Annotated in this window: 32 protein-coding genes and 1 pseudogene; 13 read left to right on the plus strand and 20 right to left on the minus strand. The window is 61.6% G+C overall.

Annotation, left to right across the window (positions count from 1 at the left end):
* Positions 1–7 precede the first annotated feature (7 nt).
* The 4 genes from phnF to phnC form a co-directional block, all read right to left on the minus strand.
* Positions 8–712, minus strand: a complete 705-nt coding sequence (gene phnF, locus ATI14_RS28875; RefSeq protein ID WP_165448262.1) for a phosphonate metabolism transcriptional regulator PhnF — start codon at positions 710–712, stop codon at positions 8–10.
* A 35-nt stretch (positions 713–747) separates the two neighbouring features.
* Complete coding sequence (gene phnE, locus ATI14_RS28880; RefSeq protein ID WP_016972121.1) at positions 748–1,530, minus strand: phosphonate ABC transporter, permease protein PhnE; 783 nt, start codon at positions 1,528–1,530, stop codon at positions 748–750.
* 147 nt (positions 1,531–1,677) lie between these two features.
* The gene (phnD, locus tag ATI14_RS28885; protein ID WP_016972120.1) at positions 1,678–2,679 is read right to left on the minus strand and encodes a phosphonate ABC transporter substrate-binding protein; all 1,002 of its coding nucleotides are present in this window, start codon (positions 2,677–2,679) and stop codon (positions 1,678–1,680) included.
* Between the two features lie 32 nt (positions 2,680–2,711).
* Positions 2,712–3,545 carry a phosphonate ABC transporter ATP-binding protein gene (phnC, locus tag ATI14_RS28890; RefSeq protein WP_016972119.1) on the minus strand — a complete coding sequence of 278 codons (834 nt, stop codon included), beginning with the start codon at positions 3,543–3,545 and terminating at the stop codon, positions 2,712–2,714.
* A gap of 243 nt (positions 3,546–3,788) precedes the next feature.
* Between phnC and ATI14_RS28895 the strand changes: the two genes are divergently transcribed.
* The gene (locus tag ATI14_RS28895) at positions 3,789–4,472 is read left to right on the plus strand and encodes a DUF695 domain-containing protein (RefSeq protein WP_080519881.1); all 684 of its coding nucleotides are present in this window, start codon (positions 3,789–3,791) and stop codon (positions 4,470–4,472) included.
* Positions 4,473–4,911: 439 nt separating this feature from the next.
* Positions 4,912–5,178, plus strand: a complete 267-nt coding sequence (locus ATI14_RS28900) for a DUF6124 family protein (protein WP_016972117.1) — start codon at positions 4,912–4,914, stop codon at positions 5,176–5,178.
* A 174-nt stretch (positions 5,179–5,352) separates the two neighbouring features.
* On the opposite strand, the gene ATI14_RS28905 is transcribed toward ATI14_RS28900, so the two are convergent.
* The 10 genes from ATI14_RS28905 to ccmA form a co-directional block, all read right to left on the minus strand.
* Positions 5,353–5,745: a hypothetical protein gene (locus ATI14_RS28905; RefSeq protein ID WP_016972116.1), complete on the minus strand. Its 393-nt coding sequence runs from the start codon at positions 5,743–5,745 to the stop codon at positions 5,353–5,355.
* 15 nt (positions 5,746–5,760) lie between these two features.
* Complete coding sequence (ccmI, locus tag ATI14_RS28910; protein ID WP_016972115.1) at positions 5,761–6,948, minus strand: c-type cytochrome biogenesis protein CcmI; 1,188 nt, start codon at positions 6,946–6,948, stop codon at positions 5,761–5,763.
* A complete protein-coding gene (locus ATI14_RS28915; RefSeq protein WP_016972114.1) occupies positions 6,941–7,414 on the minus strand; it encodes a cytochrome c-type biogenesis protein in 474 nt (157 codons plus the stop codon). Before ATI14_RS28915 ends, ccmI begins: the two co-directional genes overlap by 8 nt.
* Positions 7,411–7,947, minus strand: coding sequence for a DsbE family thiol:disulfide interchange protein (locus tag ATI14_RS28920; RefSeq protein WP_016972113.1), 537 nt, complete (start codon positions 7,945–7,947; stop codon positions 7,411–7,413). Before ATI14_RS28920 ends, ATI14_RS28915 begins: the two co-directional genes overlap by 4 nt.
* Positions 7,944–9,932 carry a heme lyase CcmF/NrfE family subunit gene (locus ATI14_RS28925; RefSeq protein WP_016972112.1) on the minus strand — a complete coding sequence of 663 codons (1,989 nt, stop codon included), beginning with the start codon at positions 9,930–9,932 and terminating at the stop codon, positions 7,944–7,946. The genes ATI14_RS28920 and ATI14_RS28925 overlap by 4 nt, the downstream gene beginning before the upstream one ends.
* A 3-nt stretch (positions 9,933–9,935) precedes the next feature.
* The gene (gene ccmE / locus ATI14_RS28930; RefSeq protein WP_016972111.1) at positions 9,936–10,394 is read right to left on the minus strand and encodes a cytochrome c maturation protein CcmE; all 459 of its coding nucleotides are present in this window, start codon (positions 10,392–10,394) and stop codon (positions 9,936–9,938) included.
* Complete coding sequence (gene ccmD, locus ATI14_RS28935; protein ID WP_016972110.1) at positions 10,391–10,567, minus strand: heme exporter protein CcmD; 177 nt, start codon at positions 10,565–10,567, stop codon at positions 10,391–10,393. The genes ccmE and ccmD overlap by 4 nt, the downstream gene beginning before the upstream one ends.
* Positions 10,564–11,319 (minus strand): heme ABC transporter permease, encoded by a 756-nt coding sequence (locus ATI14_RS28940; RefSeq protein WP_016972109.1) that lies wholly within the window; start codon positions 11,317–11,319, stop codon positions 10,564–10,566. The genes ccmD and ATI14_RS28940 overlap by 4 nt, the downstream gene beginning before the upstream one ends.
* Before the next feature lie 86 nt (positions 11,320–11,405).
* On the minus strand, positions 11,406–12,074 hold the full coding sequence (gene ccmB / locus ATI14_RS28945; RefSeq protein ID WP_026082993.1) for a heme exporter protein CcmB: 669 nt from the start codon (positions 12,072–12,074) through the stop codon (positions 11,406–11,408).
* A complete protein-coding gene (gene ccmA, locus ATI14_RS28950) occupies positions 12,071–12,706 on the minus strand; it encodes a cytochrome c biogenesis heme-transporting ATPase CcmA (RefSeq protein ID WP_016972107.1) in 636 nt (211 codons plus the stop codon). Before ccmA ends, ccmB begins: the two co-directional genes overlap by 4 nt.
* A 200-nt stretch (positions 12,707–12,906) precedes the next feature.
* Between ccmA and fliK the strand changes: the two genes are divergently transcribed.
* Both fliK and ATI14_RS28960 read left to right on the plus strand, forming a co-directional pair.
* Positions 12,907–14,484: a flagellar hook-length control protein FliK gene (gene fliK, locus ATI14_RS28955; RefSeq protein WP_080519882.1), complete on the plus strand. Its 1,578-nt coding sequence runs from the start codon at positions 12,907–12,909 to the stop codon at positions 14,482–14,484.
* A complete protein-coding gene (locus ATI14_RS28960) occupies positions 14,481–14,810 on the plus strand; it encodes an EscU/YscU/HrcU family type III secretion system export apparatus switch protein (RefSeq protein WP_016972105.1) in 330 nt (109 codons plus the stop codon). The genes fliK and ATI14_RS28960 overlap by 4 nt, the downstream gene beginning before the upstream one ends.
* A 143-nt stretch (positions 14,811–14,953) precedes the next feature.
* On the opposite strand, the gene ATI14_RS28965 is transcribed toward ATI14_RS28960, so the two are convergent.
* Together ATI14_RS28965 and moaB are read right to left on the minus strand one after the other, a co-directional pair.
* A complete protein-coding gene (locus tag ATI14_RS28965) occupies positions 14,954–16,141 on the minus strand; it encodes a molybdopterin molybdotransferase MoeA (RefSeq protein WP_050555167.1) in 1,188 nt (395 codons plus the stop codon).
* A 22-nt stretch (positions 16,142–16,163) separates the two neighbouring features.
* Positions 16,164–16,703, minus strand: a complete 540-nt coding sequence (gene moaB, locus ATI14_RS28970; protein ID WP_016972103.1) for a molybdenum cofactor biosynthesis protein B — start codon at positions 16,701–16,703, stop codon at positions 16,164–16,166.
* A gap of 76 nt (positions 16,704–16,779) precedes the next feature.
* Between moaB and mobA the strand changes: the two genes are divergently transcribed.
* Positions 16,780–17,382 (plus strand): molybdenum cofactor guanylyltransferase MobA, encoded by a 603-nt coding sequence (mobA, locus tag ATI14_RS28975; RefSeq protein WP_016972102.1) that lies wholly within the window; start codon positions 16,780–16,782, stop codon positions 17,380–17,382.
* Positions 17,383–17,462: 80 nt separating this feature from the next.
* Positions 17,463–17,684, plus strand: coding sequence for a YgdI/YgdR family lipoprotein (locus ATI14_RS28980; protein WP_017136187.1), 222 nt, complete (start codon positions 17,463–17,465; stop codon positions 17,682–17,684).
* 55 nt (positions 17,685–17,739) lie between these two features.
* Here the strand turns inward: ATI14_RS28980 and ATI14_RS28985 are convergent, their stop codons facing one another.
* The 4 genes from ATI14_RS28985 to ATI14_RS29000 form a co-directional block, all read right to left on the minus strand.
* Complete coding sequence (locus ATI14_RS28985) at positions 17,740–18,630, minus strand: pseudouridine synthase (RefSeq protein WP_016972100.1); 891 nt, start codon at positions 18,628–18,630, stop codon at positions 17,740–17,742.
* A gap of 70 nt (positions 18,631–18,700) precedes the next feature.
* Complete coding sequence (locus tag ATI14_RS28990; protein ID WP_016972099.1) at positions 18,701–19,036, minus strand: hypothetical protein; 336 nt, start codon at positions 19,034–19,036, stop codon at positions 18,701–18,703.
* A gap of 74 nt (positions 19,037–19,110) precedes the next feature.
* Positions 19,111–19,347, minus strand: a complete 237-nt coding sequence (locus tag ATI14_RS28995; RefSeq protein WP_016972098.1) for a glutaredoxin family protein — start codon at positions 19,345–19,347, stop codon at positions 19,111–19,113.
* A 65-nt stretch (positions 19,348–19,412) separates the two neighbouring features.
* Complete coding sequence (locus ATI14_RS29000) at positions 19,413–20,621, minus strand: ammonium transporter (RefSeq protein ID WP_031320028.1); 1,209 nt, start codon at positions 20,619–20,621, stop codon at positions 19,413–19,415.
* Between the two features lie 358 nt (positions 20,622–20,979).
* On the opposite strand from ATI14_RS29000, the gene ATI14_RS29010 reads away from it, so the two are divergent.
* The 7 genes and pseudogenes from ATI14_RS29010 to ATI14_RS29040 all read left to right on the plus strand — a co-directional run bounded on the left by ATI14_RS29010 (position 20,980) and on the right by ATI14_RS29040 (position 26,118).
* Positions 20,980–21,294 carry an ElaB/YgaM/YqjD family protein gene (locus ATI14_RS29010; protein ID WP_016972096.1) on the plus strand — a complete coding sequence of 105 codons (315 nt, stop codon included), beginning with the start codon at positions 20,980–20,982 and terminating at the stop codon, positions 21,292–21,294.
* 3 nt (positions 21,295–21,297) lie between these two features.
* Positions 21,298–21,681 (plus strand): phage holin family protein, encoded by a 384-nt coding sequence (locus tag ATI14_RS29015; RefSeq protein WP_016972095.1) that lies wholly within the window; start codon positions 21,298–21,300, stop codon positions 21,679–21,681.
* Positions 21,678–22,013 (plus strand): hypothetical protein, encoded by a 336-nt coding sequence (locus tag ATI14_RS29020; protein ID WP_016972094.1) that lies wholly within the window; start codon positions 21,678–21,680, stop codon positions 22,011–22,013. The genes ATI14_RS29015 and ATI14_RS29020 overlap by 4 nt, the downstream gene beginning before the upstream one ends.
* Before the next feature lie 98 nt (positions 22,014–22,111).
* A complete protein-coding gene (locus ATI14_RS29025; RefSeq protein WP_016972093.1) occupies positions 22,112–23,275 on the plus strand; it encodes an EAL domain-containing protein in 1,164 nt (387 codons plus the stop codon).
* Positions 23,276–23,347: 72 nt separating this feature from the next.
* Positions 23,348–24,679: a deoxyguanosinetriphosphate triphosphohydrolase gene (locus ATI14_RS29030; RefSeq protein ID WP_080519884.1), complete on the plus strand. Its 1,332-nt coding sequence runs from the start codon at positions 23,348–23,350 to the stop codon at positions 24,677–24,679.
* A gap of 168 nt (positions 24,680–24,847) precedes the next feature.
* Positions 24,848–25,240 (plus strand): response regulator, encoded by a 393-nt coding sequence (locus ATI14_RS29035; protein WP_016972091.1) that lies wholly within the window; start codon positions 24,848–24,850, stop codon positions 25,238–25,240.
* Positions 25,241–25,495: 255 nt separating this feature from the next.
* Positions 25,496–26,118: pseudogene (locus ATI14_RS29040) on the plus strand (response regulator).
* The last annotated feature ends 3 nt before the right edge of the window (positions 26,119–26,121 follow it).

Genomic DNA, 26,121 nt, shown 5'->3' on the forward strand with positions numbered 1-26,121 from the left:
ACTCCATTCAAGTCACCACTTGGTACTGGAAGCGATCCGAACGGCTGGTGGACTGCGCCAGCTCCACCGGGCGGCCGTCGCGATCGCAGGAAAGGGTAAAAACGGTGAGGGCCGGCAAGTGCCGAGGCATCATCAGCAGTGCGGCTTCATCACGGTTGGGCAAACGCGCACCGATCAGGCTTTGGGTGCGGGTCAGCGGCAGGTCACGCTCGCGCAGGTACTGGCGCAACGAGCCGCCGTTGTAGTCGGCCAGCAACGGCGCGCGGCTGGCGCAGTAGCGATGGCGGATCAGGCTGACGGGCTGGTGGTCGAGCTTGCGCAGGGTTTGCAGCTCTATCATCGGCGCCATTTCGGCGATGCCCAGGTGTTGGGCTTCGTCGCGGCTGGCATAGCAGTAGCGGCGCTTGAGCAACACCGCCTGCACGCCGACACCCTGGGCCGACAGTGACTGGCTGTAGGACGTTTCAGCGCCCATCGAGTAAATCAGCGGGCGATCGAGCACCTGGGTGCCCTTGCCCTGGCGGCGCAACAGGCTGCCTTCGAACACTAACTCGTCGATGGCGCGGCGCAGGGTGTGGCGGTTGACGCCGAAGCGCTCGGCCATGTGCACCTCGCCGGGCAGAAAGTCGCCCGCGTTGTAGCTGCTCAGTTCGCGGCGCAGGATGTCTGCGAGTTCGCGGTACACCGGCTCATCTTGTCTAGACAACTGCATGCTTAAAAAAGCGCCCCGCGGGCACCCCTCCGGCGTCAGATGAACTGCTTGCGCAGGCGTTGGGACAGCACGTCGATACAGCTCACCACCACGATGATCACCAGCAGCACCGCGCAGGTTTGTACAAACTGGAAGGCGCGGATGTTTTCCCAGAGGATCACGCCAATACCGCCCGCGCCGACCATGCCGACCACCGTGGCCGAGCGCACATTGGCCTCGAAGCGGTACAGCGCGTAGCTCACCCACAGCGGCATCACTTGGGGGATCACGCCGTAGATCACTTCCTGCAAGGCGCTGGCGCCGGTGGCACGCACGCCCTCAACCGGGCCCGGGTCAATGGCTTCGACGGCTTCGGCAAACAGCTTGGCGAGGACGCCGGTGGTGCTGATCCACAGGGCCAGTACGCCGGCGAAAGGACCGAGGCCGACAGCCACCACGAACAGCATGGCGAACACCATTTCATTGATGGAGCGGAACGCATCCATCACGCGGCGCAGGGGTTGATGGACCCACCACGGGGTGATGTTTTCAGAGCAGAGAATGCCCAGCGGTACCGAGCAGACGATGGCCAACACCGTGCCCCAGAGGGCGATTTGCACGGTGACGATCATTTCCTTGAGGTAGGAGCGCCATTCGTGGAAGTCCGGCGGGAAGAAGTCGGCGGCGAAGGTCGCCATGTTTCCGGAATCGCGGTACAGCGCCAGCGGGTTCATTTCAGCGCCGCGCCAGGCCCAGGCCAGCAGGAGCAGGAACAGGCCCCAGCCGAGGTATTGCGGCCAGGTGCGTTTGCCGACGGCTTCAGCGTGCAAGGTTGTCATTGGATCGCCTCAATCTAAGTGTGGGAGCAAGGTTTATGTGGGAGCCGGGCTTGCCCGCGATAGAATCGACTCGGTTTTACTGTCAGACCGAGTTGCCTGCATCGCGGGCAAGCCCGGCTCCCACAAAAGCCCGCTCCCACAGGGGGGTTAGCCGTTTGCTGCGGTCTTTTTGTCCAGTTCGCTGATGCGCTGTTGCAGCTTCGCCAGGTCGGCGTCGATGTCGGCCAGCTTCTTGGCCTTATCGGCCGCTTCGAGGTGGTCATCGGCGCTGATGATCGTGCGCGCCTTAAACAGTTCCAGCTGGCGGATCGGCAGCAACTGGTCGTCGTTGGAGGCGATGAACTTGCCCTTCTGCACGTTCTTCAGCACGGCCTTTTCCTCATCGGTACTGCCATAAGTGAGGATGAAGTCGCGGATCTTGGCTTTGTCGCTGTCACTCAACGACTTGCTCCACACCAACGGGTCGGAAGGAATCAAGGGTGATTTCCAGATCACCTTGAGTTTGGCGACCTCTTGCGGCTGGGTGACTTCCAGTCGATCCCAGCTTTCGGTGTTGAACGTGCCGACGTCCAATTGCCCTTTGGCCACGCTTAAGGCGTTCACTTCATGGCTGGAGTTGAGGGTGCGTTTAAAAGCGGTGGTCGCATCGACGTTGTTCTTGGCGAATACGTAATAGCCCGGCACCAGGTAGCCCGAGGTGGAGTTAGGGTCGCCGTTGCCGAAGGTCAGGCTCTTGGCATTCTTGAGCATGTCTTCAACGTTGTTGATCGGGCTGTCCTTGCGCACGATCAACAGGCTCCAGTAACCGGCGCCACCGTCGGGGGCGGTGGTCTGGGCGAAAATTTCGGCGTTGGAGCGGTCGACTGCCTCCATCGCGCCTTTGTTGCCCAGCCACGCCACATCAACCTTGTTAAAGCGCATGCCCTGGATCAGGCCGGCGTAGTCGGAGGCGAAGGTGGCGTTGACGTTCAAGCCGGTCTTCTTGTGCATGTCATCCAGAAACGGTTGCCAGATCGCTTTCAGGTTCTGCGAAGACTCGGTGGACATAAAACCGAAGTTGATGGCTTTGTCCGCCGCCTGGGCATTGCCCATCGCGACACTGGCCAACAAGGCGGCTGACAAAAACACGTGGCCGATACGGTTCAACATGGAAGGCGTTCCTGTGGGTCGTGAGTAGGATTTCAAGCGCGCGCCAGGGCCAGGCGTGGCATGGCTTCGGCGTGGCGGGTCTGGTCGGAAAACATCAGGCTGGTGTCGACGTCGGCACCGTACAAATCGTTGAGGAACTGGCTGCTCATGGCGCTGCCCTGCCCGTCGAAATGAATGCGGCCACCTTTAAGGGCCACGGCGCGCGGGCAATAACGCATGGCGTAATCGACTTGATGCAGGGTCACCACCACGGTCTTGCCGTCGCGGCGGTTGATGTCGGCGAGGATCTCCATGACCTTGCGCGCCGACTCCGGGTCCAGCGAGGCAATGGGTTCGTCGGCGAGGATGACTTCGGCGCGCTGGGTCAAGGCGCGGGCAATCGCCACACGCTGCTGCTGGCCGCCGGACAAGGTGGAGGCGCGCTGCCCGGCCAGGTCCGCCAGGCCGACGCGGGCCAGGGATTCGAGGGCAAAGGCCTTTTCCTCGGCATTGAACAGACCCAGGTTGCCGCGCCAGCGCGGCATGCGGCCCAGGCAGCCGAGTAATACGTTGTCGATCACGCTCAGACGGTTGACCAGGTTGAACTGCTGGAAGATGTAGCCGATGTCTGCCCGCAACCGCCGAACCTTGCCATTCAGCCGTCCACTGGCCTGCACCTCCCGGCCCAACACCTTGACGCTGCCGCCATTGCTCTTGTCGCAGCACGCCAGGCCCGCCAAGTGGCGCAGCAGCGTGGACTTGCCGGAACCGGAAGCGCCAATCAGCGCGACCATCTCACCGGCAGCAATGGTGAGTTCGAGGTCGACCAGTGCGGATTTCTTCGCAAAGGTCTTGTTCAAGTGATCGACATGAATAGCGTGAGTCATGGGCTTCTCTGTCTTGTTTGAACAGCCACGGGGTGGCTGCGTTTGAGTTCAAACGACAGTAGGCGCGCCAGGTGTCAGTGCTATTACTTGCACATGACTGGAGGGGGTCGGTTGGATGAAGGTTTTATGAAAGGTTGAAGGTGGGTAGACAATGGTCTGCGGCGAGGGCGTCTGGCACAATCGGCGCCATTAATTAGCCAGCATTCGCCGTCACAGGGCAGGCTCAGCGTTTAGGGATGAACATTGAAAGACAAGCAAAGTAACAAGCGCCCACTCACGTTGCTGGTGCTGGCAAGCGTATTGACCACAGGCTGCGCAGGGCACCCTCCTGCGCCCGCTGTCGAGCGCAACCCTTGCCTGGATGAAGGCCCGGTGCACAGCGTGGCGTTTGACAGGTGTGTGGCTGATCGAGCGGCGGACCGAGCGGAAGCCCTCAGGCGCCTGCTGGACGATGCCAACCCCAACCCTCGCCAGCAAGCATTGGCCGAGCCTGGCCCTGACGACTACCAGGACGCCGACTTTCCAGACACACCCAACCCCATGCTTTACCAGGGGGCGCGCTCTGTCACGGCGGCTGAACGGCGGGCACTGCCCTACAAGATCAGAATCACCTGGAAGTACAGCTCCAAAACCCTCAGGCCAGCGCCCCGGGACCTCTCCCGGATGGAACAGATGCGCAGCCTGATCGTGCCGGCCGTGCAGGAACAAGGGTTGGCGAAGTGGCTGTGCACGGTGACGGGTGGGCAACAGGTGCAGTGGATTTTCTATGCCGAAAGCGAGGAAAGCTTCAGGGCCCAAGTGAATGCCGCGCTGGCTAAAAGCGGCCCCTACCCGCTGGCGTTCACGACCCATAAAGAGCTCGCGCCGAGCGCCGAAATGGGTGGGACTGAAACGATCCGCATCACGCCCAAAGCCTGTATGGAATAACGGGTGGCGAGCAGGCTTGCCCTGCGTTGGGCTGCGCAGCAGCCCCAATAGGACCGGCGCGATAGAGTCAGACAGAACGCGTCGGCAGGGTTTGGGGCTGCTTCGCAGCCCAACGCAGGGCAAGCCCGCTCGCCACAGGGGATTGGTGTGTATTCAGCATTTAGGATCTGCCCTACACATCTTTCGGGTTGCGTCCGGTCAACCTCACCGCTAACCTTCGCGGGTCGCTGCAAATTCAGCGAACGGGTGTGGTAGCCCGGTTCCTTCATAGATCCCAAAACGCTTAAGGGCGTTTTTTTGTGCGGGCTGCTTTGTGGCGGCTGTGCATGGGAGGCTTCGGCCTGCCGGGTTTCTATGACCGGTCTACCACCCCGTGTACAGTCGCCTCCTTACATCGTGTGGTAGCGAAATGGAGGTGCTCATTCATAGGAGCTTCACCATGAAAAAAGTCACACCCAATCCCCCGTCATCCCTCTCGGATAAAACCCCACCCGACGTCATCTTCACCGTCCGTCCCGGCCTCAGTACTGAAGTTGCCTTGAGCAATGCCAGCGAGATGCTTGAGTCGGCGACTGTCTGTGCGTACGACTGCGCTGAACATCTGGGTGGCTCGGGCCGCAAGCAAGTGCTGGCGGTGGTGCAGATGATTGAGATCGCGCAGTTGTTGGTGAATGAAGCACTGAATCGGGAGTGTCCCGTGGCTTGATGGCAAGGTGATCCCCTGTGGGAGCTGGCTTGCCTGCGATGGCGGTGGGTCAGCCACAAATCTGCCAACTGGCTCACCGCTATCGCAGGCAAGCCAGCTCCCACAGTTGATTTTCATTGGTGGGGGGGAAATATTTCAAGGCCATGAAAAAGGCGACCCGAGGGTCGCCTTTTTTCATTGTGCGTATTGCTTGCTCAACCCGGGCGGCACGCCCTGTACGTTGGTTTCCTCCCACGGCCCGTTCGGGCTGATCGAGCGGCTCCAGCCGTTGCTCCAGCGGTAGTAGGTGCGCTGGCGGTAGAAGGTGTCGGGCTGTTCTTCCAGCACATACACCTGCATTTTGCCGTCCCAGTGGCTGGCGGCGCCCGGTGGTGGGGCGAAGGTGGGCGAGGAGCTTGGCACGGGTTTCGGCGGCGTGACCGGGCCGGACGGTTTGGTGCTTGGCTGGGTCGACGGGCCTGACGGCGGGATGGTCGGGCCGGTGGGCCCGGGAGGTGGCCGGTGGACCGCACAAGCGCTCAGGCCGAGTACCAGGCTGAGCAGGGTAATGCGTGCAAGTGCGGTCATGGGCGTTTCCTCAAATTACTTATCCGGACTGTCGATGGTCAGCTGCTGCAGCGCAGTGGTGCTGCTGGCCAAAGGTTGGCTGCGGCCGATCCACTCGCCAGTGGTCGGCTGACCGGCCCGGGATATGCGCGCAACCAGTTGGACTTCGGGGAAGTTCGACAGTTTCAACTGCGGCATCATTGCATCGCTGTCGCTCAGTTCGACGGTGATCGGCAGCTGGGCGACGGTGACGCGTTTGGCCGCCAGCGGTGCCGGTGGGCCGTTCACCGCCCGGGCGAAGATGAACACGCTGTCGCTCGGCAAGGCCTTGGCTTTCACGTCAGCGCTCAGGTCCACACGCACGTTCATCGCGGATTTTTGAGGTGCGACGGTGCCGCCACTTTCCTTGAGCTTCTCGGCCGCGCGGTCGATACCGCCTTGCAGGGCTGCGCGGGAGTTGTCGTCCGGTGGCAGTTGGGCCAGCAGGCGGTTCCAGTAGTCGATCGCTTCCTGGTAACGCTGCCCTTCAAAGGCGGCGATACCGAGCAAGCCGAGGCTGGTAACTTCCTTCGGATCCAGCTTCAACGCTTCGTCCGTCAGCGCCTGCACTTTGGGCGACCACTGTTTGTTGTCGGCAAAGTACTGGGCCTGGGCCCACTGGCCGAGCAGTTCCGGCTGGCGACCGGCCAGGGCCACGGTGCGTTCGAAGATTTTGGCGGCATCGGCGGAACGGTCTTGAGCCATATAGGCGCGACCGAGGAAATACAGGCCTTCCGGCGAATCCGGCTGGGCGACGGCGGCGCGTTCCAGGCGGCGGGTCATGTCTTCCATGGACACCGGCGGCTGGGAGAATTCGCGGGTCAGTTCGACCTTGTCGCTGGCGCCGTAATGCAGGTACAGCACCACGCCCAACACCGGCACCAGAAACGCCGCCAACAAGGGCAACGGTTTGCCCAGACGCGACTCGCGGGGCGTTTCCACACCTTCGGTATCGGCGAGCAATTCGCGGGCCGCTTCAGCGCGGCCGGTGTCGAGTTGCGCGGGGTTCAGCACGCCTTCGTCCTGCTGCACCTGCAGCTCGGCCACGCGTTCCTGATACAGCGCCACGTTCAGCGCGGTGCGGTCTTCCTCACGCTGGGCACGACGGTCGCGCAACACAGGAATCAACAGAAAACTCAGGGCAATCAGGAGCAGCAACCCTGCTGCGAGCCAGAAATCAATCATCAGTCTTGGTGTCCAGCAATTGGTCGAGGCGTTTGCGTTCTTCAGGGGACAGCGCGTCGGTGCCGTCAATCGGCGCGGCGCGGCGGCGGCGTACGATCACGGCCATCACCACCACACCGGCCAGCAACAGCCCGGCGGGGCCGAACCAGAGCAGCGCGGTCTTGCCGGTGAGGGCCGGTTTGTAGCGCACGAAATCACCGTAGCGGTCGACCATGAAGTCGATGATCTGCTGGTTGTCCTTGCCCTCTCCCAACATGCGGAAGATCTCTTTGCGCAGGTCGGCGGCGATGGGCGCGTTGGAGTCGGCAATGTCCTGATTCTGGCACTTGGGACAGCGCAGTTCCTTGGTCAGGTCGCGGAAACGCTCGCGGTCACCGTCCTTGGCGAACTCGTAGGTGTCGATGGCGGCGTGGGCTACCCCGGCCAAACCCAGCGCCAGGACTGCGGCGGCTAACAGACGCTTCATGGCTTGGCCTCATCGACCAGCGCCTGGTACTTGGCGGCCAGTTGCTCACGCCAGACCACTTCGTCGATCACGCCGACGTACTTGTCGCGGATCACGCCTTTAGCGTCGATGAAGAAGGTTTCCGGGGCGCCATACACGCCGAGGTTCAGGCCGAGGTTGCCGTCTTCGTCGCGGATATCCAACTGATACGGGTTATGGAACTCCGCCAGCCATTTCAGCGCCGCGGCATTGTCATCCTTGTAGTTGATGCCGTAAATCACCACGCCCTTCTCGGCCAGCTTGTTCAACACCGGGTGTTCAACGCGGCAGGAAATGCACCAGGTTCCCCACACGTTGACCAGCGCCGGCTTGCCCAGCAAATCAGCCTGGGTCAGGGTCTTGTCGCCCTGCACCGTTGGCAGGCTGAAGGCCGGGAATTGCTTGCCGATCATTGCCGAGGGCAACTCGGCCGGGTCCAGGTACAAGCCGCGATACAGGAACACTGCCACCACCAGAAACGCCGCCAGCGGCAACACCATCAACCAACGCTTCATACCGCCGCTCCTTGCAGGCCGAGGGCTTCGCGCACCCGGCTTTTCACCTTGACCCGATAACGCCGGTCCAGCGCAGCCAGCAAACCACCGAAACCGGTGAGCAGGCCGCCGAACCAGATCCAGCGCACAAACGGCTTCACATGCACGCGTACGGCCCAGGCGCCGTCGCCCAGCGGTTCACCCAGTGCCACATAGAGGTCACGGGTGAAACCGGCGTCGATCCCGGCTTCGGTCATCATCGAACTTTGCACGGTATACAGGCGTTTTTCCGGATGCAGCACCGCCACTTCCTTGCCGTTGCGCACGACGCGCACAGTGCCTTTGTCCGAGGTGAAGTTCGGGCCTTCGAAGTGCCTGGCGCCCTCGAAAATGAAGTGGTAACCGGCCAGGTCCATGGACTCGCCCGGTGCCAGGCGCAGGTCGCGCTCGGCGCTGTTCTGGCTGGAGAGCACCACGCCCAGGGCGCACACGGCAATGCCGATGTGGGCGATTTGCATGCCCCAGTAGCTGCGGGTCAGGCTTGGCAGGCCTTTGATCAAGCCTTTGTGGCGGGTTTTGTCGAAGATGTCGCGCACGCCGGCCAGCAACACCCAGGCGGCGAGCAGGAAGGTGGCGAGCACGGCCCAGTTGAAATCGCCGTAAGCCAGCCCGGCGATCACTGCCAGCGCCACGCTGCCCAGTAGCACGGGCATCAGCATGCCCGCCAGCCATTTCACCGGGGTGTCCTTCCAGCGCACCAGTACGCCAATGGCCATCACCACCATCAACAGGCCCATCAACGGGATGAACAACGCGTTGAAGTACGGCGGGCCGACGGACAGCTTGGCGCCGCTGAGGGCGTCCAGCACCAACGGGTACAACGTGCCGAGCAGAATCATCGACGCGGCCACCACCAGCACCAGGTTATTGCCCAGCAACAGGGTTTCCCGCGACCACAGGTTGAAACCGACCTGGCTCTTGACCACCGGCGCGCGCAGGGCGAACAAGGTGAGTGAGCCACCGACCACAAACAGCAGGAAGATCAGAATGAAAATGCCGCGCGCCGGGTCGGATGCAAACGCATGCACCGACGTCAGAACCCCCGAACGCACGAGGAAAGTGCCGAGCAGGCTGAGGGAAAACGCCGCAATCGCCAGCAACACGGTCCAGCTTTTGAACACACCACGTTTTTCGGTGACGGCCAGAGAGTGAATCAGCGCGGTGCCGACCAGCCAGGGCATGAACGAGGCGTTTTCCACCGGGTCCCAGAACCACCAGCCGCCCCAGCCGAGTTCGTAGTAGGCCCACCACGAACCCAGGGTGATGCCGATGCCGAGGAAGGCCCAGGCGACGATGGTCCATGGCCGCGACCAGCGCGCCCAAGCCGCATCGAGACGCCCGCCAAGCAAGGCGGCGATGGCGAAGGCGAAGGCCACTGAGAAACCGACGTAGCCCATGTAGAGCATCGGCGGGTGCACGATCAGGCCGATGTCTTGCAGCAACGGGTTGAGGTCGTGCCCGTCCGCCGGGATTTGCGGCAGGATGCGGGTGAAGGGGTTGGAGGTCATGATCAAGAACAGCAGGAAGCCGATGCTGATCATGCCCATCACCGCCAGCACGCGAGCCAGCATCACTTGCGGCAGTTGGCGCGAGAACACCGACACGGCGAAGGTCCAGCCGCCGAGGATCAAGGCCCATAGCAACAGTGAGCCTTCGTGGGCGCCCCAAACGGCGCTGAACTTGTAGTACCAGGGCAGCGCGCTGTTGGAGTTATTGGCCACATAGGCGACGGAAAAATCGTCGGTCATGAAGGCGTAGGTCAGGCAGCCGAAGGCGAACAGCAGAAACGCAAACTGGCCCCAGGCGGCCGGCTGCGCCAGGCTCATCCACAGGCGGTCGCCGTGCCAGGCGCCGAGCAACGGCACCACGGCCTGCACGACGGCAAAGCACAGGGCGAGGATCATCGCCAACTGGCCGAGCTCCGGAATAAACAGTGCGGACGTCATGGCTCAACCCTCCTTGGCCGGGGTGGCAGGTGCGGACTGGCCGCTGTCTTTGAGGGCCTTGGTGACTTCCGGCGGCATGTATTTTTCATCGTGCTTGGCCAGCACTTCGTCGGCCACCACCACGCCGTCGGCGTTGAGTTTGCCCAGGGCGACGATGCCCTGGCCTTCGCGGAACAGGTCCGGGAGGATGCCGCGGTAGGTGATGGTTACGGCTTTGTTGAAGTCGGTGACCACGAAGGTCACGTCGAGGGAGTCCGAAGACCGTTTCAGCGACCCCTTCTCCACCATGCCGCCGGCGCGGATGCGCGTGTCCACCGGGGCTTCGCCATTGGCGATCTGGGTCGGGGTGTAGAACAGGTTGATGTTCTCCCGCAGGGCGCTCATCGCCAGGGCCACGGCAATACTCACACCGGCCAGAATGGCCAGAATGATCAACAGACGCTTTCTACGCAGCGGATTCACTTATCGGTCTCCCGGCGCAAACGTCGCGCCTCTTGTTGCAGGTAACGCTTGCGGGCCAGGATCGGCGCGGCGACGTTGAGGGCCAGCACCGTCAGGCAGATGCCGTAGGCCGTCCAGACATACAGGCCGTGATGGCCCATGGCGAGAAAATCACTGAACGACGCAAAGCTCATCCACGGGCTCCCAGGCAGGTTTGCACTTCGGCCTTGACCCAACTGGCGCGGGCTTCACGCTTGAGTACTTCGAGGCGCATGCGCATCAGCAGCACGGCGCCGAAGAAGCAGTAGAACCCCAGCACCATCAGCAGCAACGGCGCCCACATTTCCACGGGCATGGCCGGTTTTTCGGTGAGCGTAAAAGTGGCGCCCTGGTGCAGGGTGTTCCACCATTCCACCGAGTATTTGATGATCGGGATGTTGATCACGCCGACAATCGCCAGCACGGCGCAGGCCTTGGCGGCGCTGTCGCGGTTGCTGATGGCATTGCCCAGCGCGATCAGACCGAAGTACAGGAACAGCAGGATCAGCATGGAAGTGAGCCGCGCGTCCCACACCCACCACGAACCCCAGGTGGGTTTGCCCCAGATCGCGCCGGTGACCAGCGCCACGGCGGTCATCCACGCGCCGATGGGCGCGGCGCATTGCAGGGCCACGTCGGCGAGTTTCATCTTCCACACCAGGCCGACGATGCCGCACACGGCCATCATCACGTAGCAGGACTGGGCCAGCATGGCGGCGGGCACGTGGATATAGATGATGCGAAAGCTGTTGCCTTGCTGGTAGTCCGGCGGCGCAAAGGCCAGGCCCCAGACCAGGCCGATGCCGATCAGCAAAATGGCGGCGATGCTCAGCCATGGCAGCAGCTTGCCGCTGATGCCGTAAAACCATTTGGGCGAGCCGAGCTTGTGAAACCAGGTCCAGTTCATTGCTGTTTCCATCACGGTGGCCTCCCGTCATTGCGGGAGGCTCAGGGTCTTTACTGGTCAAGGGTATAACGCTTAACCAGACCTCATTATTCGCCGACGCTGATCTTCAGGCCAGCCGCTATAGCAAAGGGTGTCAGGGTTACCGCCAGGGCGGTCAGGCTGCCAAGCCACAGGAGGTAACCGGTCGCCGGCATGCCCATGAGCGCGGCCTGCAAGGCGCCGCTGCCCAGGATCAACACCGGGATATACAAAGGTAGAATCAGCAGGGCCAGCAACAGGCCGCCCCGCTTCAAACCGACGGTCAACGCTGCGCCCACCGCCCCCAACAGGCTGAGCACCGGCGTACCGAGCAACAAGGACAGCAGCAATACAGGCAGGCATTCAAACGGCAAGCCCAGCATCATTGCCAACAGCGGCGAAAGCAAGACTAGCGCCAAGCCGGAAAAAACCCAGTGTGCCAGCACCTTGGCCAACACCAAAAGTGGCAAAGGGTGCGACGAAAGGACCCACTGTTCAAGGGAACCGTCTTCGAAATCACTGCGAAACAGCCCGTCCAGCGAGAGCAGAACCGCTAAAAGCGCGGCCACCCACACCAGTCCCGGGGACAAGGTTTGCAACAGTTTAGTCTCGGGGCCGACCGCCAGCGGAAACAGTGCGATGACAATCGCGAAAAATACCAGCGGGTTGGCCAGTTCGGCCGGGCGACGGCACAGCAGCCGCGCTTCGCGGGCGACCAACAGGGCGAATACGCTCATGCCGACCACCGCCCCAAATCCAGGTCGCGGTAACCGGCGGGCAGGCGCGTGAGGCTATGGTGAGTGGTGAGCACAACCAGGCCGCCCTTTTCGCAGTGCCGGGCCAGGTGTTCTTCAAGCTGGGCCACGCCTTGTTTGTCGAGGGCGGTGAAGGGTTCGTCGAGAATCCACAGCGGCGGGCCAGGCAGGTACAAACGCGCCAGGGCCACGCGGCGCTGTTGGCCGGCGGACAGGGTGTGGCAGAGAACGTCTTCAAAGCCCTTGAGGCCAACCGCAGTCAGTGCTTGCCAGATGGCATCACGGGAAGCCGGGTGATGCAGGGCGCTGAGCCAGCTGAGGTTCTCTTCCGGCGTGAGCACGTCCTTGATGCCGGCGGCGTGGCCGATCCAGATCAGGTTGCGTGCAAGCTCGGTGCGTTGTTCAGTGAGGGGCTTGCCGTTGAGCCGTATTTCGCCGGCAGTGGGTTGCATCAACCCGGCCAGCAGGCGCAGCAAACTGGTCTTGCCGCTGCCGTTGGGGCCGCTGACCTGCACCATGTCGCCGCCCGTCAGCCGCAGGTCGAGGTGCTCGAACAGCAGGCGCAGGTCGCGTTCACAGGAGAGCGCTACGGCTTCAAGAAGAGGGCTGGTCAAAAGATCGCGGGCCTTTACGGTTCAAGTCGGCGGTGCAGCGGCCGTTATAGAGAAAAGCACAATAACGGCTTTGGCGACCGATTTTAGAGAGCTGGATCAAATAGTTGTGAGGTTTTTACCGCTCTCTTTGCAGACGGGCGGCATTATACATGCGATGCCCTACTCTAAAGAGGGCAATTTCCCCCGAGACGACGCGCACGATGACCGGTGAGATCAACCTTCCTACGCTGCCACCCGCCCCGGCACCCGGGCCTGCCCCGCTGCCGCCGACCGGCGAGTTGCTCAAACTGCTGGAGCCGCAGACAGGCCTGATCGACCCGGGAAAAACCGTGAACGCCGAGGTCATCGCGCTTAAACAGGGCGGCGATGCCTTTCAGTTGTTACTCAAATTAACCCTTGAAGGGGGTCGCCAGACGCTGGTGCAAGCCAGCAGCGCCCAGCCTTTGCCGCTGGGCAGCAATGTGGAAGTCAGCCAGACGCCCACCGGCAACCTGACCATCAGCCTGCAGCAAGCCTTGAGCGCCAATGTGGCCGCCCTCACCCGCATCGATACCACGCAAATGCCGGTGGGCACGCTGTTGCAAGCCAAGGTGCTGACCACCCAGATGCTGCCTCAGGGCACCACGCAGCCTGCAATTTACCGCTCACTGGTGACCGTGCTGACCAACGCCATGGCCGGTGCGACGCTGACCGTCGAAAGCCCGCAACCCTTGCGCGTCGGCAGCTTGCTCAGCGCCGTGGTGCAGAATGCGCAGACCCTGAATTTCGTGCCGTTGAGCGGCCGCCAGGATCAATTGGCTGTCAGCCAGCAGTTGGCCACCCAGCAAAGTCGCCAGGGTTCGCTGGACGCCGTGTTTACCGCCATCCAGAACCTGCCCGCCGACAGCACCACCTCCGCCGACCTGCGCGCCGCCGCCGACCGACTGCTGGCTGCGCTGCCCGACCTGGCGCAGGTGAGTAACCCAAAGGTGCTGGCGCAGGTGATCCAGAACAGCGGTGCATTTCTGGAAGCCAGGTTGCTCGCCGGGCAAAACCCGCAAATCCCGCCACTGGACATGAAAGGCGCCTTGCTGCGGCTGGTCGCAGACTTGCTGCCCGCCCTGCCCGCCGGCACCAATCTGAATGCCATTCTCGCCGCCAACACCCTGGCTCAGGTGCTGCCCAACTTCGTGCGTAACCCGTTGAGCACATTGGGCCAGATCAGTGCCCGCCAGGCGCCCGCAGGCTTTCCGCTGCCCGACCGGCTGATGGCAAAACTCGATGGCGAAGGCGACCTGGAAAACCTGCTGCGCCTGGCCGCCGCCGCGATTTCGCGCCTGCAAAGCCACCAGTTGTCGAGCCTCGAACAAACCGGCACCACCGCCGACGGGCGCCTGCAAACCACCTGGCAATTGGAAATCCCCATGCGCACCTTGCAGGACATCGTACCGTTGCAGGTCAAGTTCCAGCGTGAAGAACCGGCGCCGGACAAGGACCAGCCCGAGCGCAAAACCCCAAAAGACCCCAAACAGATGCTGTGGCGTGTCGAACTGGCCTTCGACATGGAGCCGCTGGGGCCATTGCAGGTTCAGGCGCAACTGACCCAGGGCAAACTGTCCAGCCAGCTATGGGCCACGCGAGCGTTCACCGCCAGCCTGATCGAAAGCCACCTGGGCAGCCTGCGCGAACGCTTGGTGACTTCGGGCATCAACGTCGGCGACCTGGATTGCCACCTCGGCACCCCGCCGCGCGGGCCGCGAACCGGCCTGGAACAACGGTGGGTGGATGAAACCGCATGAAAAACCAAAGCCCGCCGCGCCAGGCCATCGCCCTCAAATACGACGGCCAGCAAGCGCCCACCCTGACTGCCAAGGGCGACGATGCCCTGGCCGAGGCCATATTGAAGTTGGCACGGGAAAATGAAGTACCGATCTATGAAAACGCCGAGCTGGTGAAGCTGCTGGCGCGCATGGAATTGGGGGACAGTATTCCGGAGGAGTTGTACCGCACGGTGGCGGAGATTATCGCGTTTGCGTGGACGCTCAAGGGCAAGTTCCCGGTGGGGTATGACCCGAATGCCGAGCCGATGGAGCGGGATATCACCGAGCGTGGCGACGATTACTGAAGGACGCTCGTTCCCATGCTCTGCGTGGGAATGCAGCCAGGGACGCTCCGCGTCCCAATACCCGACACGCCTCGCACGCCAGCGACGCGGAGCGTCACAAGATGCATTCCCACGCGGAGCGTGGGAACGATCCATCTCATTGGTCAGTTCAGGACTTCACTGAGCGGGATGAAATTGACTCGGTCGCCAATATCGAGCGTCGTGCCCTCCAACACCTCCACAAACCCTTGCGCCCACGCCGCGCTGCGCAGCACGCCGGAGCTCTGGTTGCGGTAGATGATCGCCTTGCCATTCTCGATTCGCCCGCGCAGGTACTCGCGGCGGTTGCCGGCCCTGGGCCAGACGAACCCCACCGGCACCTCGAAACGCAGCGGTTCCACCTGCGCCACACCCTGGCGGCGCAGCAGATACGGCCGCGCGAGCAGCGCAAAAGTCACCAGCGTGGAAGCCGGGTTGCCGGGCAGGCCAATCACTGGCACGCCGCGAAAGTGGCCGAACGTCAGGGGTTTGCCGGGCTTGATCGCCAGCTTCCACAAGGCCAGCTCGCCCTCTTCACGCAGGGCGATGCCGAGGAAGTCCGCCTCGCCCACCGACACACCGCCGGTGGACAGGATCAGGTCGGCATCGCCCAGGCCCGCCAGACGTGTACGAGTCTTTTCCAGGTCATCCGGCAGAATGCCCGCATCGATCACGTCACAGCCCATGCGCAGCAGCCATGAACAAAGCACGCGGCGGTTGCTGTTGTAGATCTGCCCCGGCCCCAGCGGCAAACCGGGCTCGATCAGCTCATCGCCGGTCGACAACACCGCCACGCGCACGCGACGCACCACATTCAGACGGTCGTGCCCGAGGGAGGCCGCGAGGCCCAATTCGATCGGGCCCAGGCGGGTGCCCGCCTTCAAGACCAATTCGCCGACGGTGGTTTCCTGGCCCTGGGGGCGAATGTTCTGATCGACCTGCAACGGCTCGGTGAAACTCACACGCTGGTCGGCATGGACCACCGCGTTTTCCTGCATTTCCACGCAATCAGCGCCTTCGGGCACCGGCGCGCCGGTAAAAATCCGCGCGCAAGTGCCGGCTGCCAGCGGCTGCGGCGCCTGGCCGGCGAAAATCCGCTGGCTCACGGGCAGCGGCTCGCCGGTCCAGTCGGCCAGGCGCAAGGCGTACCCGTCCATGGCGCTGTTGGGCCAGGGCGGCAGGTCGAGGGTCGAGACCAGATCCTGCGCCAACACACGGCCATCGCAGTCGGCCAGCGCCAGGGTTTCCTGTTCGCGGATCGGCGCGGCGGCGGCCATGTCCAGCAGTTGCTGGAGCGCTTGCTCGACCGGCATCAGCGCGCCGGTTTTGCCCGGCTTATCCACGGGATGCGCAGGGTTCGGCCTGCTTCAAGTGGGGCACGAAATTGCACGGACGATGGCGGTTGTCGAGCTGCTCGGCGAGGATACCGTCCCAACCCGTGCGCACGGCGTTGGTGGAGCCCGGCAGGCAGCACACCAGGGTGCCATTGGCCAGGCCGGCCAGCGCGCGGGATTGCACGGTGGAGGTGCCGATGTCGGCCACGGAAATCTGGCGGAACAGTTCACCAAAGCCATCGACCTGTTTGTCCAGCAGGCAGCTCACGGCTTCGGGCGTGCTGTCGCGGCCGGTAAAGCCGGTGCCGCCAGTGATCAGCACCACTTGCACGACGTCTTCGGCGATCCAGTGGGCCACCTGGGCGCGGATTTTATAGAGGTCGTCCTTGAGCAGCACGCGCTCGGCGAGGTTGTGGCCGGCGGCAGTGAGGCGGTCGACGAAGGTCTGACCGGAAGTATCGGTGTCGAGGGTGCGGGTGTCGCTGACGGTCAGTACAGCAATGTTCAGGGGTACGAAGGGCGCATCTGCCTTGGCTTTCATGGCACGGTCCGGTTGTCGAAGGAACAGCCCGATGTTATATCACAGGGCCTCGTTTAGCTGCCGCTGCGGAACCGTCATGTCCCTCGATTCTTCGCTTTTGCCTTGTTCGATTTTGCTGCTGGCCGGTGGTCGTGGCCAGCGCATGGGAGGCCAGGATAAAGGCCTGCTGCCCTGGCGGGGCGAGCCTTTGATCGCGCATTTGCACCGCCTGGCCCGGCCGTTGACGGATGACTTGATCATCTCGTGCAACCGCAACCATGACATTTACGCGCCCTATGCCGACCAGTTGGTCAGCGACGACAGCCCGGACTTTCCCGGCCCGCTGGCAGGCATTCGCGCCGGGTTGGCGGCTGCACGGCACGAGCATTTATTGATATTGCCCTGCGACGTGCCGCAGATCGATACACACCTGCTGGCCGAGCTGCGCGCGACGGCGCAGCGTCACCCGCTGTTGCCCTTGATGGTGCGCCATGGCGAATTCTGGGAGCCCTTACTCTGCATTATCCCCACCCGCCTGCGGGCCGAGGTGGAACTGGCCTGGGAAGCCGGCGAACGCAGCCCGCGCAAAATCTTCATGAAACTGGGGGGCACGGGGCTGGAATGCCCGGCGAATGACCCGCGCTTTATAAACCTGAACACACCTGAGCTGTTACACCCGGGGTCTGGCGTGTCAGAATGAACCTCGCACAAGGAACTTTGTCGACGCCGTGCGCGTCACAGAGTCAGCACTTCAAAAAGTATTCTCTCGGAGACAAACTCATGACTCAACGGACCATCGCCGCTCTCATGCTTGCACTGGGCCTGGCTACTCTCGCCGGTTGCGCTTCGCCTACAGTGATCACCCTGAATGACGGTCGCGAAATCCAGGCCGTCGACACCCCTAAATACGACAAGGCGTCGGGCTTCTACGAGTTCGAACAACTTGACGGCAAGCAGACCCGCATCAACAAAGACCAGGTTCGCACCGTTAAAGACCTGTAAGTCTTGACGCAAGACCCACAAGGCCCGCCCCGCGCGGGCCTTGTCGTTTCCGGGGTTACCAGTCGAGGGTGATTTGGCTGCGAAAACTGCGTTCTTCACCGGTGACCGGGTCGATAAAACGCACGCCCTGGGCCAGTAGTTTGAGCGGGTTGGCGTAGTCGTCTTCGGCGTCCTTGAGCACGTCGGGGTAGAACGGGTCATTGCAGATGCTCGCGCCCAATGCGGTCATGTGCACGCGCAACTGATGTTTTTTGCCGGTCACCGGGAACAAGCCGTAGCGCCATAAATCACCGTTTTTTTCGCGGACTTCCACAGCGGTTTCGGTGTTGCTGGCACCGGGGCCTTCCTGCATGCGGAAGAACGGTTCGCCATCCACCAGGCGGCTTTTGTGAATCAGCGGAAACGCCAGCTGCGGCAAGGCCGGGGCGATGGCTTCGTAGAACTTGTCGATGCGCCGCGTGGGAAACAGCTGCTGATAAGCCGAGCGGCTGTGGGGGTTGGCCGAGAACAGCACCAGGCCCGCGGTGTGCCGGTCGATACGGTGCAAGGGCACCAAAGAGGGGTTGTCGAGGCGGCGGATCAGCCGGCGCAGCAGGGTTTGTTCGACGTATTCACCGGCAGGCGTGACCGGCAGAAAATGCGGTTTGTCGGCGACCACCAGGTGTTCATCGGCGTACAGGATGGTTTCCTGCACCGGGATCACCTTCTCATTCGGCACTTCGCGAAAATAATAGATGCACAGGCCTTCCTTGTAGGCCAGGTCCAGGGCGATCGGGTTACCGTTGATGTCCAGCACGCGGCCACGCGCAACCCGGTCCAGCCACTGTTCGCGGCTGATGGCCGCAAAGTGCTCGCACAGGCACTCCAGCACCGTCGCCCAAGGGCCAGGGGGCAAATACAGCGTGCTGGCTTGGTGTTGGGCTGCGCAAAAACCGGATGTGGACATGAAATGCTCGAGGCCTGAAAAACAGGCGGGTATTATCCCGCATCAAGCGGGACGCAGCCTAGGGCGGATCTCAGGCCTTGGCCAATTCCGCGCGCAGAATCGGCGAGGCGCTGGCCGCTTCGGTGAATTCCTTGAGCCAGCGCAACACGTCCACCGCTTCCCAGCGCGCCGGGTCGTACAAGGCGTACAACAGGCCCTGATAACCCACTACATCCAGCTGTTTGTGATAGCCGGCGCGCTGAAACAAGGCCTCGATTTCAGCGAAGCAGGTATTGAAATGCACTTTGTTAAATGGCGTCTTGCCTTCCGTGACCAGGCCGTCGAGGCGCAGCTCGTTCACCGCGTCGCGCACGACATCGGCGGACATGCGATTGACGCTGCTTTTCAGTTGTTCAACATTCACCACGGGCGTTCCCTCTATTCAATCGCTGTACAAACATACAGTAACGTAATATTTGGAAACCCGCTATCGGATAAAGCCTAACGGAGGAAGGCAACCACCTGTTCGGCGTCGAAGGGCCAGTCCAGTTCGGCCCCCGTGTCCACCCGGCGAAGCACCGGAATCCGCAGGCCGTAGGCTTCGGTCAGGTCATCGGGGTCGGTGATATCCACCAGTTCCACCAACAACCCGTGTTCGACCAACGGCATCAGAACGGCTTCCGCCACTTCGCAAAGATGGCAGCCCAGGGTGCCGAACAACTGGCATTCAGGAGGCATGGCAAAAAAACCTGATCAGACGGAGTTCGTCATTCTAAGCCTGCCCCATCCCGCTGGCGAGCCGGTCAGTCCTGGCTGACGGCCCCAATCTTGTGGATCGACAAGTCCGCGCCGTAATACTCCTGCTCCTGGCTCAGGCGCAGCCCGTGAACGCGTTTGATCACGCCATACACCAGCAAGCCGCCGGCCAGCGCCACCCCAACGCCGAGCGCGGTGCCGATCAACTGGCTGATCAGGCTGACGCCCCCCAGGCCGCCCAATGCGGTCTGGCCGAAAATCCCGCAGGCGATGCCGCCCCACACGCCGCACAGGCCGTGCAATGGCCACACACCCAGCACGTCGTCGATTTTCCAGCGGTCCTGGGCAGCGATGAAAAACCACACAAACGACCCGCCCGCCACCGCGCCGGTGACCAATGCGCCGACGGGGTGCATCAGGTCGGAACCGGCGCAAATGGCCACCAGCCCGGCCAATGGGCCGTTGTGCAGGAAACCCGGGTCATTGCGCCCAATGATCAATGCCGCAACCGTGCCGCCCACCATGGCCATCAGCGAGTTGACCGCCACCAGGCCGCTGACGCCGTTCAGGGTTTGCGCGCTCATCACGTTGAAGCCGAACCAGCCGACGATCAGAATCCATGAGCCCAGCGCCAGAAACGGAATGCTCGATGGCGCGAAAGCCACCAGGCGCCCTTCCCGGTAGCGCCCGTTGCGCGGCCCGAGCAGCAGCACCGCGGCCAGCGCCAGCCAGCCGCCCATGGCGTGCACCACCACGGAACCGGCGAAGTCATGGAAGCTGGCGCCAAAAGTCGCCAGCAGCCAGGCTTGCAGACCGAAATTGCCGTTCCACACCACGCCTTCAAAAAACGGATAGATGAACGCCACGATCAACGCGGTGGCGCACAGTTGCGGGGCGAACTTTGCACGCTCGGCAATCCCGCCGGAAATGATCGCCGGGATCGCGGCGGCAAAGGTCAGCAGGAAGAAGAACTTCACCAGCCCGTAGCCGTGATCGGCGCTGATCACCGCCGCTGGTTGCAGGAAGCTCACGCCGTAGGAGATCCAATAGCCTATAAAGAAATAAGCCAGGGTGGAGATGGCAAAGTCGCTGAGGATTTTCGACAGCGCGTTGACCTGGTTTTTCTGGCGCACGGTACCGACTTCCAGGAACGCAAAACCGGCGTGCATGGCCAAAACCATGACCGCGCCGATCAGGATAAACAGGGTGTTGGAACTGTGGACAAGGGTGTCCACCGCGCTTTGCAAATTTTCCATGGAGGTTGGCAGGCCTGCATTCAAGGCAAAAAGCACCAAAGCGGTTCAGGCCGAGTTTTCGCGCACTAAATTGGCACCACCGGCCCCGCCCCTCTTCAGAGGGCGTGAACCGCTTTAGCGCAGCGATCAACACAACAGGCCGTTGCCGACAGGGTTTTTCCGCGAGTTTCAGTTATTTAGGGTAAGGTTTTTCAAGGTTTTAGCCCCAACCGCCCAGATTCAGCGCAGGCCTTGAGGCATGCGCACCAAGGCAAAGCAAAAGCTGTACCACACAATTGCACTGAACCTTCACCGATGCCGGTGACTCGAAATCACACCTACTTGTTCACGCACACATCAGCCACTCACGGAGACAACCATGGCCAGAAAAACAGCAAAGACTGCTCAAGAAATCCTGTTGGCAGATTTTCAAACCCTGGTGAGTGACACCGAAAAGCTGCTGGACGACACCGCCGTGCTGGCCGGTGACCAGGCAGACGAGCTGCGCACCAAGATTCACGACAGCCTGCTCAAGGCGCGCGAAACCCTGCAACTGACCGAAGACTCCCTGCGCGAACGCGGCCAGGCGGCAGTGACCGCTACCGAAGATTATGTGCAGGCCAACCCTTGGCAGTCCGTGGGTATCGCTGCCGGCGTGGGCTTTTTGATCGGTCTGCTGGCTACAAGGCGCTAAATCATGTCTATCGGCGAATCCGGCTCGACCACGGGCTCTACCTCAAGACGTTTGGGTGCAGCGGTGCTGGGCTTGCTGCACAGCCACGTCGAGTTGTTTGGCATCGAATTGCAGGAGCAGAAGGCCCGCACCGTCAGCCTGCTGTTGTTTGCAGGCTTGGCGTTGGTGTTTGCCCTGCTGTTATTGGTGGGGCTGTCGACGCTGGTGATGATCCTGGTGTGGGACACCGGCTACCGCCTGACCGGGATCATCTGCCTCTGCGTGTTCTACAGCCTGGCCGCCGCCTTCTGCGGTGTGCGCTTGAAAGCGGCCGTGTTCGATGAGTCCACGCCCTTCCATGCCACCCTCGAAGAATTGGCCAATGACCGGGAGCGCCTGCTGCCATGAGCCTGACTGAAGTTCCGCAAACCACCTCGCGCCGGGAAATGCGCAAGGCGTTGATCCGCCTGCGCATGGAAATGCACCGCCAGGAGATTCGCCACGAGTCTCAGCAATTGATGGCGCCGCTGCACAAGGTGCGCAATATGGGCAGCAACTGGCAGGACAGCCTGGGCATCAAGCACGCGCCACTGTGGGGCGTGGCGGCGGTGACACTGATGGGCTTTTTCACCGGCAAAGGCGCCAAGGGCGGCGGTATCAGCAGCCTGACGCGTCTGGTGCGACTGGGTGCCGGTTTGATCCCGCTGATCAAATTGGCGATGGCGGGTCGCAAGGGCTAGCCAGGCGCTGCTGGCTGCATTCTTGCAAACAGAACCGGCCCGGCCCTCGTTATTGAGGGCCGGGCCTTTTTTTTCGCCGAGAATTCCAAGGAGGCTCCGTGATCGACGGGCAACCGCTCGCCTGCTTTCAGCCCTTTATAGACACCGCCACCGGACGCATTGCCGGCGTGGAAGCCTTGGGCCGCCTGCGCCAGGCCGACGGCCGCTTGCTGTCCGTGGGCCCGCTGTTCGCTGACCCACGCACACCAGGTGTCAGCTTGCGCCGCCTCGACCGGCAAATTCGCGACAACGCCTTGAGCCGCCTGCATGAAGCGCCCGATGACTGGTTTCTCAGCCTGAATATCTCGCCCCGCTGGATCAACCGTCTGCGTCCCGGCCAGGCGTTGCCGAGCCTCAGGCAAGTGCACGCCCATGGCGTCGACCCGCAGCGCATCGTGTTCGAGATCACCGAACTGGGCGGCAATATCCAGCGGCTGGCCGAGGTCGTGGCACGTTACCGCGAGGCCGGAGCGCGTATTGCCATCGATGACTTCGGCGCCGGGTATTCCCAACTTGACCGCGTGCTGGCGCTGCAGCCGGACATTCTCAAGCTGGACATGCGCCTGTTTCAGGAAGCTGCCCGCGGCGGGCCCAGCAGTGAAGTGGTGCGCGCGCTGGCGCAGATGGCCGAAAAAACCGGCTGCTGGATCATTGCCGAAGGCGTTGAAACCGAGGCGCAATTGAGCTTTGCCCTCGAATGCGGGGCGCGTTATGTGCAGGGATATCTGTTTGCACAGGCCCAACTCGACTGGTTTGCAGCCGATGCATTCGTGCCGCGGTTTGCCGGGTTGCGTACGGGTTACGTCCAGCAAAAACTTGCTGAACGCGGGCGCGTCATGCACCTGCGCCTGCAATTGGTCGAATTGATGAAGATTCTGCATACCTGGGCGCTGGGCCAGCCCCCGCTTGACCAATTGCCCCAACTGCCGGATTTCCCCTGGCTGCTGCGCTTTTATCAGTGCGACCGCCACGGCACCCAACTGACGCCCAACTTCGAATGGCGCCACGACGCCTGGCAGACCGATAGCCGCTACTTGGGGCATAACTGGTCATGGCGGCCGTACTTTTATCACCTGCTCGCCGAAGGTTGGGAGGAACGGCGCCTGATCCTGTCCTCGACTTACCGTGATGCCACAACGAATCAATATTGCCTGACCGCAGGACAATTCTTCGATAACGGTCAGCGTTTGCTGTTAATCGATATTGATGCAGCCGGTCTGTAGATTTTCGCTTGCCCCGCCCGGAAGGAACCGGGAAGCTGGCGGGTGTCATTCACTGCACGGAGAGTACTCGCCTTGGATTGGCCCACCCTGCTTACCCGCGAACGTCTTGGAAAGCCGCTGCACAGCCCTGAAGAGTTGGGCCGCAGCCCGTTTCACAAAGACCACGACCGCATTATTTTCTCCGGCGCGTTCCGCCGGCTGGGCCGCAAGACTCAAGTGCACCCGGTTTCGAGCAACGACCATATCCACACCCGCCTGACCCACTCCCTGGAAGTCAGTTGCGTGGGCCGCTCCCTTGGCATGCGCGTCGGCGAAACCTTGCGCAGCGCCCTGCCAGACTGGTGCGACCCGAGCGATCTGGGCATGGTGGTGCAGTCGGCCTGCCTGGCCCACGACATCGGTAACCCGCCATTCGGGCATTCCGGCGAAGATGCCATCCGCCACTGGTTCCAACAGGCGGCCGGGCGTGGCTGGCTGGATGACATGAGCAGCGCCGAGCGTAATGACTTCCTCAATTTCGAAGGCAACGCCCAGGGCTTTCGTGTGCTCACCCAGCTTGAGTATCACCAGTTCGACGGCGGCACGCGGTTGACCTACGCCATGCTGGGCACCTACCTGAAGTACCCCTGGACCGCCCGCCACGCCGACTCCCTGGGCTACAAAAAACACAAGTTCGGCTGTTATCAGAGCGAATTGCCGATTCTGGAGCAGATCGCCAACAAACTCGGTCTGCCACAACTGGAAGAGCAACGCTGGGCCCGGCACCCGCTGGTCTACCTGATGGAGGCAGCGGACGACATCTGCTATGCCTTGATCGACCTCGAGGACGGCCTGGAAATGGCGCTGCTGGAATATGCCGAAGTCGAGTCGTTGCTGCTCGACCTGGTGGGCGATGACTTGCCGCAAACCTATCGACAGTTGGGTCCGCAAGACTCGCGCCGCCGCAAGCTGGCGATCCTGCGCGGCAAGGCCATCGAGCATCTGACCAACGCCGCCGCGCGAGCCTTTGTCGAACAGCAGGACGCCTTGCTCGCCGGAACGCTGCCCGGTGACCTGGTGGAACACATGCACGGCCCGGCCAAACGTTGCGTATTGGATGCCAAGGGCATGGCGCGCAAGAAAATCTTCCAGGACAAGCGCAAGACCCTGCATGAAATCGGTGCTTACACCACCCTGGAAATCCTGTTGAACGCGTTTTGCGGTGCCGCCCTGGAACAGCATGGCGGGCGCACGCCGTCATTCAAGAACCGGCGCATCCTCGACCTGCTGGGCAACAGCGCGCCGGACCCGTCGTGGTCGCTGCATGCTTCGTTCCTGCGCATGATCGACTTCATCGCCGGGATGACCGACAGCTACGCCACCGAAATGGCACGGGAGATGACCGGGCGCTCAAGCCCGCAATGACGAAACCGGTCACGCCGCCTGTTGCCCCGCAGAATCTGCCTACGAAGGGAACAGAGCGGCCTGATCGAATTCGCACAGTCATTCAAAGAATAATCACGCACGCTTCTGGCGGACTTGGCGAGCAATTCCTACGCCCCTATCGATGCTTGACTGACTCGCGTGCCTTATATGTCCAAACGCCCCATTCGCATCCTGTTGGTGGAGGATCACCCCTTTCAACTCCTGGCCACCCAGTGCCTGCTTAAACGCTTCGGTTTCGACCAACTGACCCCTGCAGAAAATGCCGAGCAGGCGGTCCATGCGATGTGCCAGTCCCAGGCGCCTTTTGACCTCTTGCTGTGTGACCAATGCCTGCCGGATTTACCGGGTCTGGAGTTGATTGAAATTGCTCATCGCCGACAGTTCATCCGCGGCGCCATTTTACTGAGCGGTCTGCCCCCGACGGAGTTGGCCAGTCTGACCCGCCAGGCTCTGCGGCGTGGCCTGCCGCTGCTGGGCTATTTGTCCAAACCCCTGAATAACGATGAACTGTGCAAACTGATCACACCGATAGCCCAGTGATAAAAATGTAGGAATTCAAGTAAACAATCCCAGGAAAATTGACCAAAACCCCGGGCGAATGCTCACACCTGTAAATTCCAAGCGATAAAAAACTCCTTACAACTATCGTCGCAATGCCTTATCAGCCGGTAGGCAGTTACCTTTTTTTTCGTAGGATTTCTCCTGTTCTATATCTACTCCCCCCATCACTCATGCTCCTGCCTCAACTTCTGAGCTAATGTGCCCGCTTTATTTGCACTTGCATGGAATGTGATTATGAACACGGTTTTTATCATTGATGACCATCCCGTTATCAGGCTGGCAATCAGAATGTTGTTGGAACACGAAGGTTATAAAGTCGTTGGCGAAACGGACAATGGTTGCGACGCGATTCAAATGGTTCGCGAGTGCCTGCCGGACCTGATTATTCTGGACATCAGCATTCCGAAGTTGGACGGCCTTGAAGTGCTCTGCCGGTTCAACGCCATGAACACGCCCATGAAAACCCTCATCCTGACGGCGCAATGCCCGACCTTGTTCGCTACACGCTGCATGCGCTCTGGCGCGGACGGCTATGTGTGCAAGGAAGGCGACCTGAGTGAATTGCTCAGTGCCATTCGTGCCGTATTGTCCGGCTACAACTATTTTCCCAGCCAGGCATTGAACAGCAGTGGCGCGGAAGGCAACTCCGAAGAGCTGGAACTATTTAAAACCGTGAATGATCGGGAGTTGATGGTCCTGCAACTTTTTGCACAAGGTCGCACCAACAAGGAAATCGCCAAGGGTATGTTTCTAAGTAATAAAACCGTCAGCACTTACAAAAAAGACTTATGCAAAAATTAAAAGCCAAATCCTTGGTAGAACTTATCGAGATGGCAAAACGAAACGCGCTAGTGTGAGAA

This window comes from Pseudomonas tolaasii NCPPB 2192 (assembly GCF_002813445.1).
Classification (GTDB): domain Bacteria; phylum Pseudomonadota; class Gammaproteobacteria; order Pseudomonadales; family Pseudomonadaceae; genus Aquipseudomonas; species Aquipseudomonas tolaasii.

What these genes read in the sequence shown, in the direction of transcription:
- ATI14_RS29000 (WP_031320028.1), bottom strand. Translation starts at nt 20,621, where the DNA reads ATGGAAAATTTGCAAAGCGCGGTGGACACCCTTGTCCACAGTTCCAAC.
- ATI14_RS29015 (WP_016972095.1), top strand. Translation starts at nt 21,298, where the DNA reads ATGTCTATCGGCGAATCCGGCTCGACCACGGGCTCTACCTCAAGACGT.
- ccmD (WP_016972110.1), bottom strand. Translation starts at nt 10,567, where the DNA reads ATGAGCTTTGCGTCGTTCAGTGATTTTCTCGCCATGGGCCATCACGGC.
- ATI14_RS28960 (WP_016972105.1), top strand. Translation starts at nt 14,481, where the DNA reads ATGAAAAACCAAAGCCCGCCGCGCCAGGCCATCGCCCTCAAATACGAC.
- phnD (WP_016972120.1), bottom strand. Translation starts at nt 2,679, where the DNA reads ATGTTGAACCGTATCGGCCACGTGTTTTTGTCAGCCGCCTTGTTGGCC.
- ATI14_RS29035 (WP_016972091.1), top strand. Translation starts at nt 24,848, where the DNA reads ATGTCCAAACGCCCCATTCGCATCCTGTTGGTGGAGGATCACCCCTTT.
- ATI14_RS28980 (WP_017136187.1), top strand. Translation starts at nt 17,463, where the DNA reads ATGACTCAACGGACCATCGCCGCTCTCATGCTTGCACTGGGCCTGGCT.
- ATI14_RS28915 (WP_016972114.1), bottom strand. Translation starts at nt 7,414, where the DNA reads ATGAAGCGTCTGTTAGCCGCCGCAGTCCTGGCGCTGGGTTTGGCCGGG.
- phnF (WP_165448262.1), bottom strand. Translation starts at nt 712, where the DNA reads ATGCAGTTGTCTAGACAAGATGAGCCGGTGTACCGCGAACTCGCAGAC.
- fliK (WP_080519882.1), top strand. Translation starts at nt 12,907, where the DNA reads ATGACCGGTGAGATCAACCTTCCTACGCTGCCACCCGCCCCGGCACCC.
- mobA (WP_016972102.1), top strand. Translation starts at nt 16,780, where the DNA reads ATGTCCCTCGATTCTTCGCTTTTGCCTTGTTCGATTTTGCTGCTGGCC.
- ATI14_RS29020 (WP_016972094.1), top strand. Translation starts at nt 21,678, where the DNA reads ATGAGCCTGACTGAAGTTCCGCAAACCACCTCGCGCCGGGAAATGCGC.
- ATI14_RS29010 (WP_016972096.1), top strand. Translation starts at nt 20,980, where the DNA reads ATGGCCAGAAAAACAGCAAAGACTGCTCAAGAAATCCTGTTGGCAGAT.
- ATI14_RS28900 (WP_016972117.1), top strand. Translation starts at nt 4,912, where the DNA reads ATGAAAAAAGTCACACCCAATCCCCCGTCATCCCTCTCGGATAAAACC.
- ATI14_RS28920 (WP_016972113.1), bottom strand. Translation starts at nt 7,947, where the DNA reads ATGAAGCGTTGGTTGATGGTGTTGCCGCTGGCGGCGTTTCTGGTGGTG.
- phnE (WP_016972121.1), bottom strand. Translation starts at nt 1,530, where the DNA reads ATGACAACCTTGCACGCTGAAGCCGTCGGCAAACGCACCTGGCCGCAA.
- ATI14_RS28940 (WP_016972109.1), bottom strand. Translation starts at nt 11,319, where the DNA reads ATGAACTGGACCTGGTTTCACAAGCTCGGCTCGCCCAAATGGTTTTAC.
- ATI14_RS28925 (WP_016972112.1), bottom strand. Translation starts at nt 9,932, where the DNA reads ATGACGTCCGCACTGTTTATTCCGGAGCTCGGCCAGTTGGCGATGATC.
- ATI14_RS28965 (WP_050555167.1), bottom strand. Translation starts at nt 16,141, where the DNA reads ATGCCGGTCGAGCAAGCGCTCCAGCAACTGCTGGACATGGCCGCCGCC.
- ATI14_RS28985 (WP_016972100.1), bottom strand. Translation starts at nt 18,630, where the DNA reads ATGTCCACATCCGGTTTTTGCGCAGCCCAACACCAAGCCAGCACGCTG.
- ccmB (WP_026082993.1), bottom strand. Translation starts at nt 12,074, where the DNA reads ATGAGCGTATTCGCCCTGTTGGTCGCCCGCGAAGCGCGGCTGCTGTGC.
- ATI14_RS28905 (WP_016972116.1), bottom strand. Translation starts at nt 5,745, where the DNA reads ATGACCGCACTTGCACGCATTACCCTGCTCAGCCTGGTACTCGGCCTG.
- moaB (WP_016972103.1), bottom strand. Translation starts at nt 16,703, where the DNA reads ATGAAAGCCAAGGCAGATGCGCCCTTCGTACCCCTGAACATTGCTGTA.
- phnC (WP_016972119.1), bottom strand. Translation starts at nt 3,545, where the DNA reads ATGACTCACGCTATTCATGTCGATCACTTGAACAAGACCTTTGCGAAG.
- ccmI (WP_016972115.1), bottom strand. Translation starts at nt 6,948, where the DNA reads ATGATTGATTTCTGGCTCGCAGCAGGGTTGCTGCTCCTGATTGCCCTG.
- ATI14_RS28995 (WP_016972098.1), bottom strand. Translation starts at nt 19,347, where the DNA reads ATGCCTCCTGAATGCCAGTTGTTCGGCACCCTGGGCTGCCATCTTTGC.